The sequence below is a fragment of the Xanthomarina sp. F1114 genome, from assembly GCF_026410255.1.
GTDB lineage: Bacteria > Bacteroidota > Bacteroidia > Flavobacteriales > Flavobacteriaceae > Xanthomarina.
In genome coordinates this window covers 38,854-56,832 of the sequence record NZ_JAPMLL010000011.1, presented here as the reverse complement: position 1 = coordinate 56,832, position 17,979 = coordinate 38,854, and the positions used below count along the sequence as shown (strand labels likewise).

General features: G+C 31.4%; 19 protein-coding genes and 1 riboswitch. Of the genes, 6 read left to right on the top strand and 13 right to left on the bottom strand.

All coding sequences use genetic code 11. From position 1 onward, the window contains the following. Positions 1-129 precede the first annotated feature (129 nt). The 5 genes from OS188_RS10285 to OS188_RS10265 form a co-directional block, all read right to left on the bottom strand. The gene (locus tag OS188_RS10285; RefSeq protein WP_267148754.1) at positions 130-2,382 is read right to left on the bottom strand and encodes a DUF3987 domain-containing protein; all 2,253 of its coding nucleotides are present in this window, start codon (positions 2,380-2,382) and stop codon (positions 130-132) included. A 25-nt stretch (positions 2,383-2,407) separates the two neighbouring features. Further along, positions 2,408-2,692 carry a helix-turn-helix domain-containing protein gene (locus OS188_RS10280; protein WP_267148753.1) on the bottom strand — a complete coding sequence of 95 codons (285 nt, stop codon included), beginning with the start codon at positions 2,690-2,692 and terminating at the stop codon, positions 2,408-2,410. Next, positions 2,692-2,994, bottom strand: a complete 303-nt coding sequence (locus tag OS188_RS10275) for a helix-turn-helix domain-containing protein (RefSeq protein ID WP_267148752.1) — start codon at positions 2,992-2,994, stop codon at positions 2,692-2,694. The genes OS188_RS10280 and OS188_RS10275 overlap by 1 nt, the downstream gene beginning before the upstream one ends. Positions 2,995-3,083: 89 nt before the next feature. Then, positions 3,084-4,433: a hypothetical protein gene (locus OS188_RS10270; protein ID WP_267148751.1), complete on the bottom strand. Its 1,350-nt coding sequence runs from the start codon at positions 4,431-4,433 to the stop codon at positions 3,084-3,086. Between the two features lie 28 nt (positions 4,434-4,461). Further along, positions 4,462-5,760, bottom strand: a complete 1,299-nt coding sequence (locus tag OS188_RS10265; protein WP_267148750.1) for a tyrosine-type recombinase/integrase — start codon at positions 5,758-5,760, stop codon at positions 4,462-4,464. Positions 5,761-6,182: 422 nt separating this feature from the next. Here OS188_RS10265 and OS188_RS10260 point away from each other — a divergent pair, with 422 nt between their 5' ends. Both OS188_RS10260 and OS188_RS10255 read left to right on the top strand, forming a co-directional pair. Then, complete coding sequence (locus tag OS188_RS10260; RefSeq protein WP_267148749.1) at positions 6,183-6,797, top strand: hypothetical protein; 615 nt, start codon at positions 6,183-6,185, stop codon at positions 6,795-6,797. Positions 6,798-7,155: 358 nt separating this feature from the next. Further along, a riboswitch (PreQ1 riboswitch) is annotated at positions 7,156-7,200 on the top strand. A gap of 4 nt (positions 7,201-7,204) precedes the next feature. After that, positions 7,205-7,837 carry a 7-cyano-7-deazaguanine/7-aminomethyl-7-deazaguanine transporter gene (locus OS188_RS10255; protein WP_267148748.1) on the top strand — a complete coding sequence of 211 codons (633 nt, stop codon included), beginning with the start codon at positions 7,205-7,207 and terminating at the stop codon, positions 7,835-7,837. A 129-nt stretch (positions 7,838-7,966) separates the two neighbouring features. Here the strand turns inward: OS188_RS10255 and OS188_RS10250 are convergent, their stop codons facing one another. Beyond that, complete coding sequence (locus OS188_RS10250) at positions 7,967-9,736, bottom strand: aminopeptidase P family protein (RefSeq protein WP_267148747.1); 1,770 nt, start codon at positions 9,734-9,736, stop codon at positions 7,967-7,969. Between the two features lie 254 nt (positions 9,737-9,990). Here OS188_RS10250 and OS188_RS10245 point away from each other — a divergent pair, with 254 nt between their 5' ends. Together OS188_RS10245 and OS188_RS10240 are read left to right on the top strand one after the other, a co-directional pair. Next, a complete protein-coding gene (locus OS188_RS10245; protein WP_267148746.1) occupies positions 9,991-10,551 on the top strand; it encodes a hypothetical protein in 561 nt (186 codons plus the stop codon). A gap of 125 nt (positions 10,552-10,676) precedes the next feature. Further along, a complete protein-coding gene (locus tag OS188_RS10240) occupies positions 10,677-11,555 on the top strand; it encodes a retropepsin-like aspartic protease (protein WP_267148745.1) in 879 nt (292 codons plus the stop codon). 237 nt (positions 11,556-11,792) lie between these two features. Here the strand turns inward: OS188_RS10240 and OS188_RS10235 are convergent, their stop codons facing one another. Both OS188_RS10235 and pdxH read right to left on the bottom strand, forming a co-directional pair. Beyond that, positions 11,793-12,287, bottom strand: a complete 495-nt coding sequence (locus tag OS188_RS10235; RefSeq protein ID WP_267148744.1) for a CAP domain-containing protein — start codon at positions 12,285-12,287, stop codon at positions 11,793-11,795. A gap of 166 nt (positions 12,288-12,453) precedes the next feature. Continuing rightward, a complete protein-coding gene (gene pdxH, locus OS188_RS10230; RefSeq protein ID WP_267148743.1) occupies positions 12,454-13,101 on the bottom strand; it encodes a pyridoxamine 5'-phosphate oxidase in 648 nt (215 codons plus the stop codon). Positions 13,102-13,186: 85 nt separating this feature from the next. On the opposite strand from pdxH, the gene OS188_RS10225 reads away from it, so the two are divergent. Then, positions 13,187-13,615: a hypothetical protein gene (locus OS188_RS10225; protein ID WP_267148742.1), complete on the top strand. Its 429-nt coding sequence runs from the start codon at positions 13,187-13,189 to the stop codon at positions 13,613-13,615. Here the strand turns inward: OS188_RS10225 and OS188_RS10220 are convergent. The 5 genes from OS188_RS10220 to pyrR form a co-directional block, all read right to left on the bottom strand. After that, positions 13,608-14,516: a ribonuclease Z gene (locus tag OS188_RS10220; protein WP_267148741.1), complete on the bottom strand. Its 909-nt coding sequence runs from the start codon at positions 14,514-14,516 to the stop codon at positions 13,608-13,610. The genes OS188_RS10225 and OS188_RS10220 overlap by 8 nt on opposite strands. A 64-nt stretch (positions 14,517-14,580) precedes the next feature. Next, the gene (locus OS188_RS10215; protein WP_267148740.1) at positions 14,581-14,913 is read right to left on the bottom strand and encodes a ribonuclease Z; all 333 of its coding nucleotides are present in this window, start codon (positions 14,911-14,913) and stop codon (positions 14,581-14,583) included. Between the two features lie 12 nt (positions 14,914-14,925). Then, on the bottom strand, positions 14,926-15,855 hold the full coding sequence (locus OS188_RS10210; protein WP_267148739.1) for an aspartate carbamoyltransferase catalytic subunit: 930 nt from the start codon (positions 15,853-15,855) through the stop codon (positions 14,926-14,928). 79 nt (positions 15,856-15,934) lie between these two features. Beyond that, positions 15,935-16,285 carry a hypothetical protein gene (locus OS188_RS10205; protein WP_267148738.1) on the bottom strand — a complete coding sequence of 117 codons (351 nt, stop codon included), beginning with the start codon at positions 16,283-16,285 and terminating at the stop codon, positions 15,935-15,937. Next, the gene (gene pyrR, locus OS188_RS10200) at positions 16,278-16,823 is read right to left on the bottom strand and encodes a bifunctional pyr operon transcriptional regulator/uracil phosphoribosyltransferase PyrR (protein WP_267148737.1); all 546 of its coding nucleotides are present in this window, start codon (positions 16,821-16,823) and stop codon (positions 16,278-16,280) included. The genes OS188_RS10205 and pyrR overlap by 8 nt, the downstream gene beginning before the upstream one ends. Positions 16,824-17,292: 469 nt before the next feature. Here pyrR and OS188_RS10195 point away from each other — a divergent pair, with 469 nt between their 5' ends. Beyond that, on the top strand, positions 17,293-17,727 hold the full coding sequence (locus OS188_RS10195) for a hypothetical protein (protein WP_267148736.1): 435 nt from the start codon (positions 17,293-17,295) through the stop codon (positions 17,725-17,727). The last annotated feature ends 252 nt before the right edge of the window (positions 17,728-17,979 follow it).

The following is a 17,979-nucleotide window of genomic DNA, read 5'->3' as shown; positions in this document are numbered from 1 at the left end:
GATTTAATTTTTGTGGTTTTTAAGTCATTCTAATTGTTAAAAATATAAATCTAATTGACTTTAACCTAACTGAAAACCATAATTTAAATGTGTTGGTTTGCAGATTGCAATGATTGCAAGGTTTGCAAATTATTTTTGTTTTATGTAGTAACCTGATTTAGGCTTTGTTAGATAACCAGCCTTTTCTAATTTGGCAAGGTGGTAATCTACAGTTCTTGCTTGAATGTTTAATGTACCTCCAAGTGTTATGGCTTGTTTTCTTTCAAACTCTTTTGGTAAATGTTTGTAAAAATTCATTTTTGGATCATTGGGTTTAAATTCTATACTACCTTCTTGATTAGGTAAGTTTTTATAAACCAATAAACTGTGTTGCAGGTATATGTCTGCTAAAATTAATGCATTATTGAAATCTTCATCAGTACATTGTAAATCTACATCTTGTATTTGACATTCAAACTTTCGCATTGCTGTAAAAATCATGCATAATCGATAAACAATTAAACCTAAACGCTTTACTACACTCGTTGCATCTTGACTTACTAAATTGTAGATTCTAAACAAATACTCATCAAATAGCGGATTGAATTTATCCCATTGTTCATCAGATAAATGAATGGTTGTTGGTGACGTTTCTAAAAACCTAACCATTCTGTACACGTAATCTGAAAGGTTATTAAAATGCTCCGTTAAATTAACCGGATTGGATTTTGGTGATGGGTCCAGCCATACGGGATTTGATGCAAAGACATAAAATATAAATCTACTGAACAAACCATCTTCTGCCGATTGTACGATGTTTAAAATTTGATTTGGTGTTCCTGATAGAACTACCGATAATCTCGGGTTATCAATTTCGAAATACTCATTATTGGTTTTCCTTGATATTGATATTTTCTCATGATGGTAAGCTTTTCTTAATAAATCTGAATACGAACCCCAATCGTTTTTAAAGGTCTGACCTAATGTATCTGCTTCGGTTTCGCATATAATACCGAAGCCTTCATTGTCCTCTAAATGCTTAATGATTTTTGCATTGCTTGTATTGGCAGGAATATAAACTACTTTAAAAGGCGGTTCTTCTGGTGGATCGGGTGGCTGTTCTCCTTTTTTAAGGTATTTTTTAGCATGTTTATGAACATCCATTTCCTTATTAAACTCCTTTTCAGCTTCTCTTGAACCCGATATTACCGCTTGATGATATTTATCGGCTAACATTTTAGCAAAGGTTAATGCGCCTTTACCTGATGCTGGTGGTGCTAATAGAAATGAAAACAGATTAGGATAAACCACCTTTCCACCATATAATCCTGTAACATTTGGTAGGCATCCCGAAATAATTGAAAGTGCACCGGTAAGAAAAACATCTTTTTCTCTGTTGTCTTTTAAGACTTTTATCCCTTCTTTTAATAAGACTGGTAAGCTATTAAATACACTTTCTGGGATATTTGGTGTGGATGCCAATAATGAAAGGTTATCAATACTTTGTTGTTCTTCTTTTTTAAATTCTTTATTACTTACAGTATTTGCAAACTTTGCAAACTTTGCGAAGTCTTGAAAGTTGTTTTTATAGGCACTTTTTATAGAACTCTTTATTTCATCTTCATTTAGGTCGAAATTAGTCAAACAAAAATCTAAAGCATCTGCTTCTATAATACCAAATCGATTAGCATTAGAAGCAAAAAGATAGATGAAATTATTCCTATTACCTTCAATATATTGTTCTTTTTGTTCTGTAAATTTTAGGCAGCGTTCTAATAAATCAAAAGTGGTTAATTGTGTATTGTTACTGTTTGGGATAGTGCTTTTGTCTTTTATAGGAGCTTCTTTAGCAATCATCGATACTGCAAATACGTCTGCATCATTTTTAATAAAACAATCTTCATCGTAAGACACAAAACACAATCTGCAAATATCTTTTCCAGAAGTATCAATATCAATATTTAATGCTCTTTCGTAGTAGGCTACAACTTGATTGTAGGCTTCTTTATGATGCTCTTTTTTAGAATTTACTTTGACTATGATTTTTAAGCCTTTACCACTTGGACTAATAAATGACGCATAGGTATATGGTGCTAATCGGGAGAGATTTATAATTCCCTCTAGTTGTGAATCGGAAAGTTTATCTATATCCAGGATAACATATTGGCTATAGGTCTCGACTTTATCTATACTTCTTCCATTAGTAAATGTCCCGGACACTGTAAATGCCAATAATTGCTTTTTTAGTTGGTCTGCATCTTCTTTTTGATCGTTATTAATTTTAGTTCTTATAGCTGTTATTTCAGCTTTGTAAGTCCCTTGCTTAATATCCTTAAGGATTTGTTCTAAAGGTATATCCTCAACCTTATGAATGAAATTTTTAAATATTGAAATATTTGGCATCTTATGTAGCTTAAAAGTGAGTGAATTATTTAGTGGTAATTGGCTTATAATTATCGTCTAATAGCTTATTGATATCGCTTAAACGGTAATAAATTTTATTACCTATTTGCGAAAAGGCTATGACGTTATTGTCTCTCCAATTTTGTGCTGTTTTATGGCTTATTTTGAATAGCTGTAACAAATCGGCATTGTCTAGCAAAATAAGCTCTGGGTCTTGTGTTATGTTGTTTTCAAGCTTGTTTACAAGCGATTGAAAACGTTCATATAACTTATTCCATTCTTGAATGGAGACGTCTTGAAATGGATCCATTATAGCTTATTTTTTACATTATTAATAGCAATTAACGCCTGGTCTATTTCATCGGTTTTGTACCTAATGAGATTTCCTAATCGGTAAGGTTTTAGTATTCCTTTTTTATTCCAATCGGTAAGGGTAACTAATGATACTTTAAGGATTTTTGCTACTTCCTGTCGGGTGAGATATTCGGGAGGTTTAATGGGTTGGAAATTTTGAGCAATGACTTTTAATTCTGCTCTAACATCGTTAATGATGTCTTCTTTTAATTCGGAAGGTGTGATACCGAAAACTTGTGTAATTTTACTTTGTTCCATCGTGATACGTTTTGTTGTTCTACGATGCTAAACTATAGTGAAACTAACTGTTTCGGGTTATTGGAGTGACTCCAAAAGGTACTCCATGGTTACTCCAAGTTGTTCAAAATATCATCTATTTTATCGATATCTTTTTGGTGGGTTTTGCCTAATTCTTTTGGGCTTTTGTCAAGGTTTTGAATTTTAATTTTTATATTTTTAGAGTTTAATCCACATATTCTGCTTATCAGTTCAGACTGTCTTACTTTGGATGCATTTTCAATTTTTGGATGTGAAAAGAAACCTGTTTCTTGAAGAAGTAAAACAATTTGATTAGTGGTTAATTGCTTTTCGCTTTTATATTCAACCTCTGGTATATCTTCACTTTTATTTTCTGTTTTTCCTAAAATAATTTCTGTGCCCCAACCTTTGTAATTACCCGTGCTCTCATCTATTAGAGATGTTTCTTCATTAGTTATTAATATATAACCAAAATGTTCAAGCTTTTTAGATAAAAACTCTATTTTTCTTTTTAGGGTAATTCGATATCGATCGCTATAATCTACATATTCATTGTAGTTATATCCAGATTTACCAATAATTACTCTGTTATCATAAGGTTCTGAAAAATATTTCACTTCTGACAATAAAAACTCAAATTCATTTGCTTCAGGAACTTCCATCAAATAAAGTTCTTTTCTAGTTTCAAAATGGTTGATATAGACTTCAGAAGGGCAATCAAAATAAAAATAATCATCTTCTCTTGATTGATTATATAAATCAGAAATAAGTTCCTTTATTTTATCTTTTGTAAAATCAATTTCATATTCAAATTTTAGCTCTATTGGTGTGTGGTCAGCAAAAATATCATTGCCAAAAATTGCTTCAATCTCTTTTGACATTTTATAATTTAACTCTTTTAAATCTTCAAAGCTTTGAATTATTGCTTCTGCAATCGCCTCTGAAACTAAACTTTCCTTTTTTATATTTTCATCATCAAAATTACTCTTTTTAGATTCCAGAAATGAAATTAATTCGTTAGCATAATAGTTTAAAAAATAATAAAGTAAGTTTTCTTGAGTTCCTCTCAAATAATCATAATTATCATAATATTCGTCATAAGAAAGCACAACATCAATAGTACTATTAAGTTCATGTGGATAATCGGAGGTGATTAATTGTTCTATCGAAATATTTAAGTTTTTTAGGATGTGGTAAATTTTACCTAAACCATATTCTTTTAAATAGTCTTGACTTTTAATTTCATGTATTTTTAAATCTAAATAGACATCCTTTTTCTTTTCATCTATTTCTAATAAATCTTTAAGGACCTCTTTTTTAATTTCAACTATACAAATCTGTAACATTCTTACAACACCCATTACTGAATGCTTTTTTAAAATGTTAGTATCCCCTATAAGTTTGCAAAACTTCTCAAAACCATAATAATTTTCACTCATACAATTCTAATATAGAATCCTAAATTTATTAAACCTTTTTCATTTTAAGTTGTTCTACTTTATTTTTTTTGTTTTGTTTTAACCAAAACTCCTGAAGTGTTTTTGCGTTTTCTTTAGGCGTTATTTTAATATACTTTAAGAATTGTGCTTCTGTTTGATGACCTGTAATAGCCATTATAACCATATTAGGCAGTTTACCATATAAGTTAGAAGCGAAGCTTCTACGACATATATGAGAGGTTACAAGCTTATACATTGGGTAAATTCCTTTTTCTTTTCTTTTGGTTTTAGGGTTTATCATACTGCCTTCTATTTTTTGTTTAAACCCTGCTTCTTCACAGACATCCTTAATATGTAAATTGAATTTTTGGTCTGATATTCTTCTTGGGAAACCATTATGCTTTTTTAATATTTCCTTTACTTGTGGGTGCATTGGAATAATAACGACTTGTTGTGTTTTTTGTGTTTCTATTTCAATAAAACCTTCTTTTATATTAGTGGCTTTTAATCTTAAAAAGTCTGAAACTCTTAAACCCGTTCTTAAACCTATAATAAACAAGTCCCTTGCATTTTCTAAACGCTCAACACCTTTGTAGTCGTGATTGTATATTTTATTGATTTGCTCGTCTCTTAAATAAATACTATCTGCTTTTACTTTAGGCGCAAAGAATTTAGGGTGATTGATATGCTCGTGAACCGGTAAGCCTTGAAGTTTGGCGTCTCTCGCCATTGTTTTAATTGTTCCTATATAATTACCTACGGTTCCTAAATTGATTTTTTGGTCTTGGGTTAAATAGTTGACAAACCTATCATAAAACGTTAGGTTTAAATCTGTGAATTTTAGTTTTGTTTTAAACTTCTTTTCATACTCTATAATCTTATTCTTGGTAGTTGTGTATTTTGTAATCGTACCAGAACTTACAGGCTTGTTTTTACCTTTAATAATTCTTGAGGGTGCTAATTCAATAAATCGCTCTACAAATGGTAGAAAAAATACCTGGTCTATTGCATCATCATTTACAGGTCTATTGAAATGATTAGCAATTTTAGTTTTTAGCCAATCCCTATCAATATAAACTCCTTTAGAATTATCTGAATTAAACTCCGTTATAATAAAGTTTTCGAGTTCAAATAGATGTAGGTTTACTTCGTCTTTGTATGTAGCATCGTTTATATTTTTAACTTTTTGCTTTGCTTTACTCCAATGATTTGGAAGGACCTTTAAATCTGTTGAAGCTGTGTAGTCGAACTTTCTGCCGTTTTTGAATCGCAATAAAATATTGGAATATCCTTTCGTGCCTTTTACGAGGTAATTAATAGTCGCCATAATGTAGTAATATCTTAAAAGTGAGCAACATAAAGATACAAAAATATCCCCACATTATCCCCACAATAAGCATATTTACACATTATTTACTTAATGAAATTTTGATTGAAAAAACACTACAAACCTTTATTTACAAGGGTTTTCAGAGGTTTTAGGCAAGTATGTGATATATAGAAAAAGGGCTGGTGGGTTCCTCTTTCTCCGCTTAGAGATTAACAAATCTCACCAAAAGCCGATAAACACTATGTTTATCGGCTTTTTACTTTTTCCACTTTACCATCTAAAACCATTAGCATCGGTTCACTATTCGGTTCACTATTTACAAACCAATAAAACACAATCAACTGTTTATTAATCAGTTAGATGTTAATCCAATAATTAACGCAACCAATCTAACATTTACACATCTATAATAAAAAGATATGTTGAAGAAACTGTTTAAAATTGTAGTCATATTACCTCTTTTAATGTCTACCCAATGTAATGAAGATGATGTTCAAAGCACTTATATTTCCAATACCCATAAAGTTAGTGTTAGTCCACAGGAAGAAACTATTTCTATTAACGATACAATTTGGTTAGAAGGAAAAGTTTCCTCTAGGGTTTTTGATACTGCAATTAATGATTCTGTTTTTACTGAATCGGTACAAAACAATAGAATTTCTGTTATGAAATTTATTCAACCAACACAATCATCAAACTGTAGAGACGGAATTGATAATTTTGAATTAATAACCGAATTAGGCGAATTGAATTTTTTAGCAAATTGCGAAAATGGAGAAATCGTTGTAAACTCAGAGCTTGGTGCCGATAACTCGTTTTATAGTTATAAGATTGGTTTAAGAGCGTTAACTAGTGGAGATTATGTATTAAGTTGGGACCATAGTTCAGTATCTAATGAAAACCGACATGCGTATATACTCAATGAATACCCATTAGAATCTCACCCTGATCAATTAGGGTTTGACAAGTGTGGGGATGTTTCCTGGAGATATGCAAACGAATCTGATAGGGAATACTATTTTAGGGTAGAATAAAAATATTTATCCATTAAAAATGATTCTGAAACCTATACCTGAATCTATAAAATTATTAAATCTTCTAATAGAGTAGTTAACTTAGATTTTTTTTAAAAAAGCTGTCAAGAAAAAACCTAAAACTCCATCGAAACTCAATCATCTCTTGAGGGGTCTAGAGTATTATCTGTATCTATAAGTGTAGTTATTTTATACATCACACCTTTTAAAAAGGTCTCTATATTTTTCGTTTTTAAAATATATTAAGACAAAGCATTTCATATTTTGATGAAAACTATAATTCTACTGCTTTTTTTCTTCAACAGTATAAAAGCAATTAAAAAGTAGCTACCTTGCAACCCCAAATTTGCAATAAATTGGGTATGTGGTTCGAAATTCTCCCACGTTAAAAAACTAAGAAACTCTTTATGCATTCTATAAAAAACCAACGATTGGTATTATTACTGGTCGGATTTCATATTCTTATTATTGCATCAAGCAACTATTTGGTCCAGTTCCCTATATCTATATTAGGATTTAAAGCTACTTGGGGTGCTTTTACCTTTCCGTTTATTTTCTTGGCAACAGATCTCACGGTGAGGCTTTTTGGAGCGCAATTAGGACGTAAAATAATTTTTTACGCCATGTTTCCTGCTTTAATTGTTTCTTATTTAATTACGGTTGGCTTTAGAAATGGTATTTGGCTTGGGTTTAGTGCTTATACCACTTTTAACCTTTTTGTAGCGCGTATTGCCATTGCTAGTTTTTCTGCTTATGTGGTTGGTCAAGTATTAGATATTTTTGTTTTTAATAAACTTAGGCAGCATAAACAATGGTGGCATGCACCTTTGGCTTCAGGTATTTTTGGAAACTTTATGGATACTCTTACCTTTTTTACTATTGCTTTTTACAAAACATCAGACAGGTATCTTGCAGAGAATTTATTTGAAATTGCAACAGTTGACTTTATTTTTAAAGTGATTATCAATGCCTTATTTTTTCTTCCACTTTATAAGATTATTCTAGATCGGGTACTAAAAAAACTACAGAATAGAATATAAAATAAAACTTGTTATTTATATTTAAATTTCTGATTAAGCCTTCAGAAATAAGATAGAACAATTACTCAATAAAAAACCCTGAGAAACTATCTCAGGGTATATATTTAATCTTAAGAAAAGAGTTTCTTATTACAATGGCGAAACTAGGTCCTTAAACCATGTTTTTACATCTCCTTCTAAATGAGGCATTAACTTTTCCTGAACTAACTTGTGGTAAGTATTCAACCAATCTATTTCTTCTTGAGAAAGCAGATTTTTTACAATTATACTTTTAAAGAAAGGACATAAGGTTAATGTTTCAAATTCGTAAAATGTATTCCATTCCGTTGTCTTCCAGGTATTAATTAGGATTAGATTTTCATGGCGAATCCCATATTTTCCTTCTACATAATAGCCTGGTTCGTTAGATAATACCATTCCCGCTTGTAATTCTACCGGATTAAGGTCTTTACGAATACTCATGGGACCTTCATGTACGTTTAAAAAGCTACCAACACCATGTCCTGTTCCATGGTTATAATCTTTTCCTTCCTTCCATAAAGGCATCCTTGCTAAAGAGTCAAATTGAACTCCTCTGGTTCCTTTAGGAAATTTAACTAATGATAATTGAATCATCCCTTTAAGTGCCAAGGTCGCATCCTTTTTAAATTCATCTGAAACTTCACCCAATGGAAATGTTCGTGTAATATCTGTTGTACCTTCTAAGTACTGTCCTCCTGAATCAACTAAAATACTGCCATTATTTGTAACTTTAGCACTTCCTTCTGCTTTGGCTGAATAATGAATAATGGCGCCATTACCTTTATAACCTACAATACTGTCAAAACTAGGGCCTATAAAGTTCTTTCCTTCGGCACGAAATTCATGTAGTTTTTTACCAATGCCATATTCATCTAAATCTTCTTGCCCTACTGTATGGGTTAACCAATGAAGAAACTTCACCATGGCAACCCCATCACGGACCATTACAGTTCTAAAACCATTTTGTTCTGTTTCATTTTTAATGGCTTTCATTAAATGTCCAGGAACCGGTTTTACAACAATATTATTTTCATTTTTAACTGCTTCAAAAACTGACTGATTACAATTTGGAGCTATAAGAATGGATTCTTTATTTAATTCCCCCAGATAATCTAAGAAACTGTGATAAGGTTTCAATTCCACCCCCACTTTCTTCATGAGATTCTTAGCTTCATCATCCAATTTATCTAAATCGACAAATAGGTAACAAGTTTCCATTGTAAGTAAAACATAAGCTAAAAATACAGGATTACATTTCACATCGCTCCCTCTTAAATTAAGGGTCCACGCTACATCATCTAAACTGGAAATTACATGTGCTGTAGCTCCTTCAGCCTTCATTTTTTTACGAATTGCAGTAATTTTATCGGTTACTGATTGTCCTGCACGTTCCATAGGTTGAACAAAAACAATGTTTTTACTTGGTGCTGGACGATTAGTCCATACATTTTTTAGTAAAGGCAAATCTTTAAGATTGCGTTTCTTTTTAGATAATTTACTTTCTAAAGCTTTCCAATTAGCATGTGAAGTGGCTATGCCATTTACAGCTATTGTTGCACCTTCAGTGGTTTCCGAAATAATCCAATCAATATATTCTGGTGTACCTTCCACTCCATCTTTAAATAGATCGATACCTGAACCTTCTAACTCTTTTGGAGCTTGAGTAAAATAACGTCCATCTGTCCAAAGTCCGGCTTTATCTAAAGTAATAACTACAAATCCAGCTGAGCCAGTAAACCCAGAAAGCCAGGTCCTTTCCTGCCATTCGGCTGGCAGATATTCGCCCATATGCGGATCGGCAGAATAAACGATAAAAGCATCGATGTTGTTTTTCTTCATTTCAGTTCTTAGGGAAGCTACTTTTTCTTTGGCTGTCATAAATGATAATTTTTAGAAATCGAAAGTTACGGAAAGTCGGTTGTATTTGAAAAAGAAGAAAGATGTTTAATACTTTTTTAACTGATTTTAAACTAAGGCTTCCCTTTTTAGCCTTTTTATTACAAGCAGGCTTATTCCATTATAGATGAAAAACCCTGAATTGTATAACAGTAAAAACTAATTATTTGTTTAGTTTTTAATCCAAAAAAAACTCCTATTTTAGATGCCTGAATAGAACTATCTACAACCTACTTATGAAAAATATTCTTGTAATAATTACCATTATTTTAACTTCTTTTCAAGTTAAAGCTCAAATAATAAAAGAAAAATCTATTGACGCCTCTATTGGTTTTGGATTAACTTCCCCTTATGACGATGTGGATATAACTGGAACAGGGTTTTATCTTCAAGGTGAATATGTACTTAAATTAGCCAGTTGGGTGGATGTTAGACCTTATGCAGGTTTAATTTTAACAAAACCACAATCTGATGATAACCAAGAATATGGACCAGATTATAAAGCTACTACAAAAGCCTTTTTAATAGGTGGAAAAACAAGAATTAAAGCTCCCATTCCTTGGGTTGCTCCGTATATTGAATTTGGTGTTGGCGCCTCTATGGGTTCTTTTGAAACTTATACACCATACACGAATTTAGAAGATAATGGCCTAATTGTGCATATTCCCTTTTCTCTTGGTTTGGAATTAGGTAAAAAGCATAATTTTGATGTTGCTTTCACCTACTATTATCATCCAAGCATGCAACAGTTTGCTGGCGCATTTGCATTTGGATTATCCATTCCTTTATCCTCCTAATTAAACTTTTTGGAAGGGTTTATCAGAAAAAAGGACTTTATTCAAAAAGAAGACAATTGTAAATCTATGTTACAAAAGTTGACATAATTCGTCTTAGATATATACAAACCATTCTAAACGCAATTATGAACAGATTAATTACCATTTTTCTATTTCTTATTACAGGCCTGAGTTTTTCGCAAAATAAACTAAACAAACAGATATCAATTCCGTTCACATTAACCAATAACGGACATATAATTATTTTATGTGAAGTTAATGGAGTTCAAGGGAATTTTGTTTTTGATACTGGAGCAGGAATGAACCTGCTAACTAAAAAGTTTGCTGATAAAGTAGTGGATTTAGAGAAAACATCACATTTTACGACAGGACATCGGGCAACCGGTGAAGAAATTCAATCTGATTTATGGAATTCTAAAACCTTAAAAATAGCAGATTTCACAATACACAAACAAGTGTTTGCTGTCTATGATTTCGAGTTTCCATTAGACGGGCTCATCTCTTTAGTTCCTTTTAAAGACAAACAAATTACTATAGATTTTGAGAATAAAATGTTGAATATCGAGTCTGATAAATCCCTGGATGACTTAATTAAAAATAAAGATTTTGAAATGCCTATTTTAATTAAAAATAACAAGGATATTACAATAGATATAGCTACTTATATAATGATAGACGATAAACTTACTTTATTAGTAAACTTAGATAGCGGCGCTGGTTTTGGTGTTTATAGATTCAATTCTAGATATATGACTAATTTAAAAATCGATCCCACTCAATTAAAAAGCGAATACAAAAACAGCTATTTCAAACCAAAAGAAGGAAACACATTTTATTATACATTATTATCTAAAATTAGCGACGAAAATAATAATGCAAAAATATTAGATTCTAAAGTAACATTTATTGACGGTCTTATCTATGAAGGCATTATGGGGATAGATTGGATTGGCAAAAAAATTACCATTGATATTCCAAATAAAAGATTAATAGTTAAGAAGTGATAGCCCATTTGACTATAAGCTTCTTTATTTGCCATAATATCCGCTTCTAAGAAGAATATCTCTATCAATCAATTTACATAGACCCTATGTCTATTGAAAGAAAAAAAACCACTTTCTATCCCTTCACTCAAGAAATTATAGTACAAGTGGTTTTTTAATTGCTATTAATTAGATTGAGGGATCTATTAATAAAAAAATAATATAGCTTACATATTAAATTTAACTATTCAATGGGATTTATTTTTTGACAAAGATATTTGTATAATACCATTTACCTTCACTATTTTGTTCTGCTGAAATATCAAAATCTGTAAAATCTCCTACAATAACTTCTTTATGTCCAGGACTATTTATCCAAGCATTTACAACAGACTCCGCTCTTGTAAAACCATATGCCACATTTTCTGATACTTTATGAGCTCCTGCGTTATTTACTAAATAGCTTTTTCGTTGGTAAAAATTATCGTGAGAAACGTTGTCGGTTGCAATCATATAGTCGGTATGCCCGTATGCTTGCGACTTAATTACTGCCATATTATTAAGGGTGTTTAAACCTAAACTTAATCTGTAATCGTTGATTAAATCAAGGATTTCAATTTCTATTAGTTTGGTTTCAGGAACTTCAACGTTAGTGTGAACATTACTTTCGGTTTCATCAAGACTATCTGTCGAACAGGAAAACATGAGCATGGCAAATAATACCATAACTGGTAGAATAGTAGGCTTTTTCATTATGTAGGTAATTTAGATTTGGTTTAGCTAATATAAATTCCTAAATAGAAAAAACTGTTAACAAAATGTTAAAATCGATAAAACGCATGTATTTTATCGGTTTTTTAAACATTTAATCGATGAAATACAGGTTTAAGAAGTGAATTTCAGCATTTCATCGTAAAAATCATGGAGATAGTCGGTTTTTTACCCAATTGTATTCAGAATCCAAAATATATCGAATTCTATCGTGCAATCTATTAGGTCTTCCTTGCCAAAACTCAATCTCTACAGGCTCTACAATAAAACCTCCCCAAAAATCTGGTCTAGGTATTTCTTTGCCTTCATACTCCTGCTCTAATGCAATTAATTTCTTTTCTAACACCTCACGATTTGCAACAACATCACTTTGGTTGGATGCTAGAGCCCCCAACTGACTGCCTCGAGGTCTGGATTCAAAATAACCATCACTTAAGTTTTTTGCAATTTTTTTAGTTTTTCCTTTAATAATTATTTGTCGTTCTGCCCCATGCCAAAAAAACGATAAACACACGTTTGGGTTTTTTAAGATTGCCTTGCCTTTTTCACTATTATAGTTGGTAAAAAAGATAAACCCTTCATACGTATATTTTTTTAGCAGTACAATTCTTCCTTTTGGAAAACCATCGAGCCCCATAGTTGAAATAGTCATGGTATTAGTCTCTATTTCTGGAAAAAACTTATCTACTTCAAAAAACCATTTTTGAAATAATTCCATAGGGTTTTCTGGAGTGTCTTCTAATAACAACTCGTATTTCTCGTAGGATTTTCTATAATTGCCTAAATCTCCGTCCATTCTTTTAATTTTGTTAGGTTTTCTTCTGTAAATACTTTTTTAAATAAACAATTTCCACTAAATTACAGCTTTGTTTTAGTCCCCAATGAAATTTGAAAACAGTAAATATTCTAAACTTCTTAGAAACTCAAAAATAGAGTTTTCTTTTGGGACCTTTTTCTTTTTAGATAAATTTATTATCTCTGAATTAAATGAAGGAATCCATTTTAATTGGGATAAAATTGAAATAGTTATATCTGCAATTGCCGAACATTACGGCGATAATTTTAAAGTTGGTTTTATTTCTAACAAAGTTAATTCTTATTCTATTGAACCACATCTTTGGGTAAGATTTTATAAAGAATATGATTTTGTTCTTGCTAGTGCCATGGTAACTTATAATCCTTTTGGGTATAAAAATGCCACTCTAGAGAAGCATTTTTCCGAAAAAAGTCTTAAACGCTGTAAAAGCTTAGAAGAAGCTGTTGATTGGATATTAGGTCTGGAAGAATTTAAATTACAGGAGTCTAACTAAAATCAAATTCTTTCCCATCTTTTGCCAATTCTACTTGTTTAAAAATAGTTTGAGCTTCCAATTTAAAATCGTTTAAATCATCATACCTAGTGGAAAAATGTCCTAATATTAAGGTCTCTACTCCTGCTTTTTCTGCAATAGTAGCCGCTTGTTTAGCCGTACTATGTTTGGTGGGGATAGTTAATTTTTTATGTTTTTCTAAAAATGTAGATTCATGATATAATACGGTTGTTCCTTTTATGATATCAATTATCTTTTCATTATAAGCCGTATCGCTACAAAAAGCATAACTTTTAGGTTTTTGAGGATCTTTAGTTACGGTTTCATTCTTGATTAATTCTTCATTATTATTAAACACATCAAAACCTTGTTTCAACTTATTATAATAGGCCTTATCGATATTTGCATTCAATGTAGCATTTATATCTAATTTTCTTTGTCCTGGTTTTTCCTTAAAGAGAAACCCGTTGGTATAAACTCTATGAACTAAAGGAATAGTGTGAACTTCTACGCGATCGTCTTCAAAAATTAATTCAGACTCGTTCGAAGTTAATTCATGAAAAATAAGCGGATAATTGGTCCAGGAACCAGCTAATTTCATTTGAAGTGTTATAACTTCCTTTAACCCTTTTGGTGAATATATATGAAGTTCAGTTTCTCTGGTAAGCAACCTAAAAGTAGAGATAAGTCCAACCAAGCCAAAATAATGATCTCCATGTAAATGCGAGATAAAAATATGCTTGATTCGGTTAAATTTCACTCTGTTTCTGCGTAATTCAACCTGAGTTCCTTCGCCGCAATCTATTAAAAAAATATGGTTGTTTATTTCTAATACTTGAGAGGTTGGATTGGTATTAACACGAGGGATTGCACTATGACAGCCTAATATAGTGAGTTTCATTATAGCCTTTGTTATAGATTTGTTTCTTGGTTAGTTCTTGTAATAATAGCTAAACAGAAAACAATTAGAAGCCTAAATCGCGCTCCATCTCTTCCATCTCAATAACATCGTATGCTTCTTGCAGGGTTGGAACTACTACAATCTCGTCTGGCATTTCATCTAGGTTTACTTTATCTGAAACTACTACAAAAGAATTTTTAGAGTTTCTATGTGTGTTAGATAGTTGTAAAAACTCCACAATATCTTGTACGGAAAGCGGTTTTAAACTTGTTAATGCAACAATGATATTATCATTTTTATAACGTTTATAAACCACATCTAGTTTTTTTACTAACTCTATAACTGAGGCTTTTTCCTGAGTAATAATGGTAATATTACCTTCTTTATCTATAATCATAGTTTTATGGTTTTATTGTTTAATCTTTGAAGCTAATAAATAAATTACAGCCATCCTAACAGCAACTCCATTTTGGACTTGATCTAAAATAATAGCCTGTTTAGAATCGGCCACATCACTTGTAATTTCAACCCCACGATTTATTGGTCCTGGATGCATAATTGTAATTTCCTTATCTAAAGAATCTAACATTGCTTTGTTGACTCCAAACTGTTGCGTATATTCTCTGGTAGAAGGGAAATAACTAATTTCCATACGTTCATTTTGCACCCGAAGCATATTTGCAACATCGCACCAATTGAGCGCTTTACGCAAATTAGTTTCAACTTTTACACCTAGCTTTTCAATATGTTTTGGAAGTAATGTTTTAGGGCCGCAAACCATGACATTCGCGCCTTGTAATTTTAAGGCATAAATATTCGAAAGTGCTACCCGACTATGTAAAATATCTCCAACAATTACAATATTTTTACCAGTTACTCCTCCCAAACGTTCTCTTATAGAATAAGAATCCAATAAAGCTTGAGTTGGATGCTCGTGGGCTCCATCTCCGGCGTTTATAATACTTGCTCCAACATGTTGAGACAAAAACACACTTGCACCAGGATTGGGGTGACGCATAACAACCATATCTACTTTCATGGCAAGTATGTTGTCTACTGTATCTATTAAAGTTTCTCCTTTTTTTACTGAAGATTGCGAAGCTGAAAAATTAATTACATCTGCCGACAGTCTTTTCTCCGCTAATTCAAATGACAGTTTGGTTCTTGTGGAGTTTTCAAAAAATAAATTTGCAATGGTAATATCTCTAAGTGAAGGTACTTTTTTTATGGGTCTATTAATCACTTCTTTAAAATGATCGGCAGTTTCAAAAATAAGTTCGATATCTTTTTCCTTAAGATATTTTATTCCCAATAAGTGGTTGACACTTAATTCACTCATTTTACTCGTGTTTATTTTCTGTTCCTATTACTTATTCTAAATTGGATAAATATTATTTTTCTTAGCAAGATAAAACCATCTATTCCAAATCTTTTAACTTTAGTTCAAGTTCGCTATAAGATCCGTCTTCTTTATTAAAACGCAAATACACGTTGGCATTTTGTAAAAAATCAAATTTTAAAAGCATGGGTTTCATAATCTTAAACAAGTCTTCCGCATTCTTTCCAAAGGCAAAAAGTCGTCCATCGGTATTATTGTCATTCACTTCATGTCCATCATAACTTCCAATATCTTCTGGAATCTTTTCAAAAAGCATCATATCTACTTCATGAATGTTCTTTAAACTCTTAAAGGGTCCAAAAGAAACAATAACTTCATCTCTGTTTTCAGAGATTTTCTTATCAAACAAAAATAACTCTTCGCTATTCATAATTTTCTACTAAATAAACCGCATCTTCTCCATCATTTTCTACCCAATTCACCTTTACTCTTTCATCATTTATAGCATCTACCTGTCGGCCTCGATAATTAGGCTGAATGGGCAAGTGCCTGCTAAAACGTCTGTCTATTAGGGTTAATAGTTCTATTTCGTGAGGTCGACCAAACGATTGAATAGCTGTAAGTGCTGCACGAATACTTCTTCCCGTATATAAAACATCATCAATAAAAACAATTTTTTTATCTTCAACTAAAAAGTTTATTTCTGTTGTATTGGCCTCCAATGGCTTATCTCCACGTCTAAAGTCGTCACGAAAAAACGTAATATCCAAATGTCCTAATCGTACATTTTTTACTTTATACTCGTTCTCTAACATGACTGCTAAACGTTTAGCTAAAAATTTTCCACGGGGCTGAATACCTATTAAAACGGTATTCGAAAAGTCTTTATGATTTTCAATAAGTTGGCATGCCAATCGATGAAGAATGATGTTTACCTCTTTGGCGTTAAGTAACACTTTTTGACTCATATACTGTGTAGACGTATTTGATAAACAAAGTTACGGTAAAAATATTGCTTGTACAATGCTTTTATAATACAAAGCTTTTTATAAAATTACTAGAAGCTAAATTCGCTTATTTTACCTGTTAAAAATTGCTTTAAAATAATAAAAATACATTTCTATACAAGAATATGAAATTGCATATTTAAGTAAACTGATAATTTACTAATAGTTGTGTTTACTTATGATAGTAGTGATGTAATATTAGGAATAGTTTCCTTGCTTTTTATTTTTAGGAATTTATCCTGCATCAATAGTACCATTAAGTCTTGATATTGCTTCTGATGTAGTTTTTAAATTAGCAACTTCTACTTTATACATGTCTATAAGGAATGCAAATAGACTTTTAAATTCTACAATAATTTATTAGTTTATTGCCTTAATAGCTGAAAAAATAATTAAATTCACATCTATAAAATTTTTAAAATAAACAATTATGAAAAAAATCACATTTTTATTTACTATGGCACTAATGATAAGCGTCGCAAGTGTTTTTGGGCAAGCTAGAAAAGAACTAAACTTTGGTTTGGTAGGTGTTAACTATGAGATACCGGTCCACAAGGATGTTACAATTGCACCAGGCGTAGGAACAAATTTTGATTTTGATTGGGTAACTTTAGGGGTTAAAGCTAATTACTATTTTGATAACCTTTTTGGAATTACCAATGCTGCTTGGGATGTTTATGGAGGTGCTAACGCTGGTTATGCTATTTATACAGGAGACCATGATTGGGACCATGATAGTGGTATTGATATAGGACTTCAAGTTGGAGGACGTTGGTTCTGGAATGATAAATGGGGACTTTATGCTGAATTTTCAGGAGGTATAAATACCGTTATGCCAGCTATTGGTGTTACAATGAAACTATAATACTAATTCTGTTTTATAAAAAATGCCTTGAGAGATTTACCTTCAAGGCATTTTTTATATCTAAATTTAAAGTTTAGTACTCTGTTTTTATGCCTCGCAAAATTTAAACGAAATAATATCTTCAATAAATAATAACACTGGTAATAACGTCTCAAGCATAAATATATATCTTCATATTCTCAACCTATTCTGTACGTCTCTCTAACTTTTATTCAATTTCTTAAGTTAAAATTGGGTTCTAAGACATTTAAA

Excerpts from the sequence above, each read along its gene's own strand:
- OS188_RS10240 (WP_267148745.1), top strand. The coding sequence starts at position 10,677 with ATGAACAGATTAATTACCATTTTTCTATTTCTTATTACAGGCCTGAGT.
- pyrR (WP_267148737.1), bottom strand. The coding sequence starts at position 16,823 with ATGAGTCAAAAAGTGTTACTTAACGCCAAAGAGGTAAACATCATTCTT.
- OS188_RS10205 (WP_267148738.1), bottom strand. The coding sequence starts at position 16,285 with ATGAATAGCGAAGAGTTATTTTTGTTTGATAAGAAAATCTCTGAAAAC.
- OS188_RS10235 (WP_267148744.1), bottom strand. The coding sequence starts at position 12,287 with ATGAAAAAGCCTACTATTCTACCAGTTATGGTATTATTTGCCATGCTC.
- OS188_RS10250 (WP_267148747.1), bottom strand. The coding sequence starts at position 9,736 with ATGACAGCCAAAGAAAAAGTAGCTTCCCTAAGAACTGAAATGAAGAAA.
- OS188_RS10280 (WP_267148753.1), bottom strand. The coding sequence starts at position 2,692 with ATGGATCCATTTCAAGACGTCTCCATTCAAGAATGGAATAAGTTATAT.
- OS188_RS10245 (WP_267148746.1), top strand. The coding sequence starts at position 9,991 with ATGAAAAATATTCTTGTAATAATTACCATTATTTTAACTTCTTTTCAA.
- OS188_RS10255 (WP_267148748.1), top strand. The coding sequence starts at position 7,205 with ATGCATTCTATAAAAAACCAACGATTGGTATTATTACTGGTCGGATTT.
- OS188_RS10265 (WP_267148750.1), bottom strand. The coding sequence starts at position 5,760 with ATGGCGACTATTAATTACCTCGTAAAAGGCACGAAAGGATATTCCAAT.
- OS188_RS10225 (WP_267148742.1), top strand. The coding sequence starts at position 13,187 with ATGAAATTTGAAAACAGTAAATATTCTAAACTTCTTAGAAACTCAAAA.
- pdxH (WP_267148743.1), bottom strand. The coding sequence starts at position 13,101 with ATGGACGGAGATTTAGGCAATTATAGAAAATCCTACGAGAAATACGAG.
- OS188_RS10275 (WP_267148752.1), bottom strand. The coding sequence starts at position 2,994 with ATGGAACAAAGTAAAATTACACAAGTTTTCGGTATCACACCTTCCGAA.
- OS188_RS10210 (WP_267148739.1), bottom strand. The coding sequence starts at position 15,855 with ATGAGTGAATTAAGTGTCAACCACTTATTGGGAATAAAATATCTTAAG.
- OS188_RS10195 (WP_267148736.1), top strand. The coding sequence starts at position 17,293 with ATGAAAAAAATCACATTTTTATTTACTATGGCACTAATGATAAGCGTC.
- OS188_RS10285 (WP_267148754.1), bottom strand. The coding sequence starts at position 2,382 with ATGCCAAATATTTCAATATTTAAAAATTTCATTCATAAGGTTGAGGAT.
- OS188_RS10260 (WP_267148749.1), top strand. The coding sequence starts at position 6,183 with ATGTTGAAGAAACTGTTTAAAATTGTAGTCATATTACCTCTTTTAATG.
- OS188_RS10220 (WP_267148741.1), bottom strand. The coding sequence starts at position 14,516 with ATGAAACTCACTATATTAGGCTGTCATAGTGCAATCCCTCGTGTTAAT.
- OS188_RS10215 (WP_267148740.1), bottom strand. The coding sequence starts at position 14,913 with ATGATTATAGATAAAGAAGGTAATATTACCATTATTACTCAGGAAAAA.
- OS188_RS10270 (WP_267148751.1), bottom strand. The coding sequence starts at position 4,433 with ATGAGTGAAAATTATTATGGTTTTGAGAAGTTTTGCAAACTTATAGGG.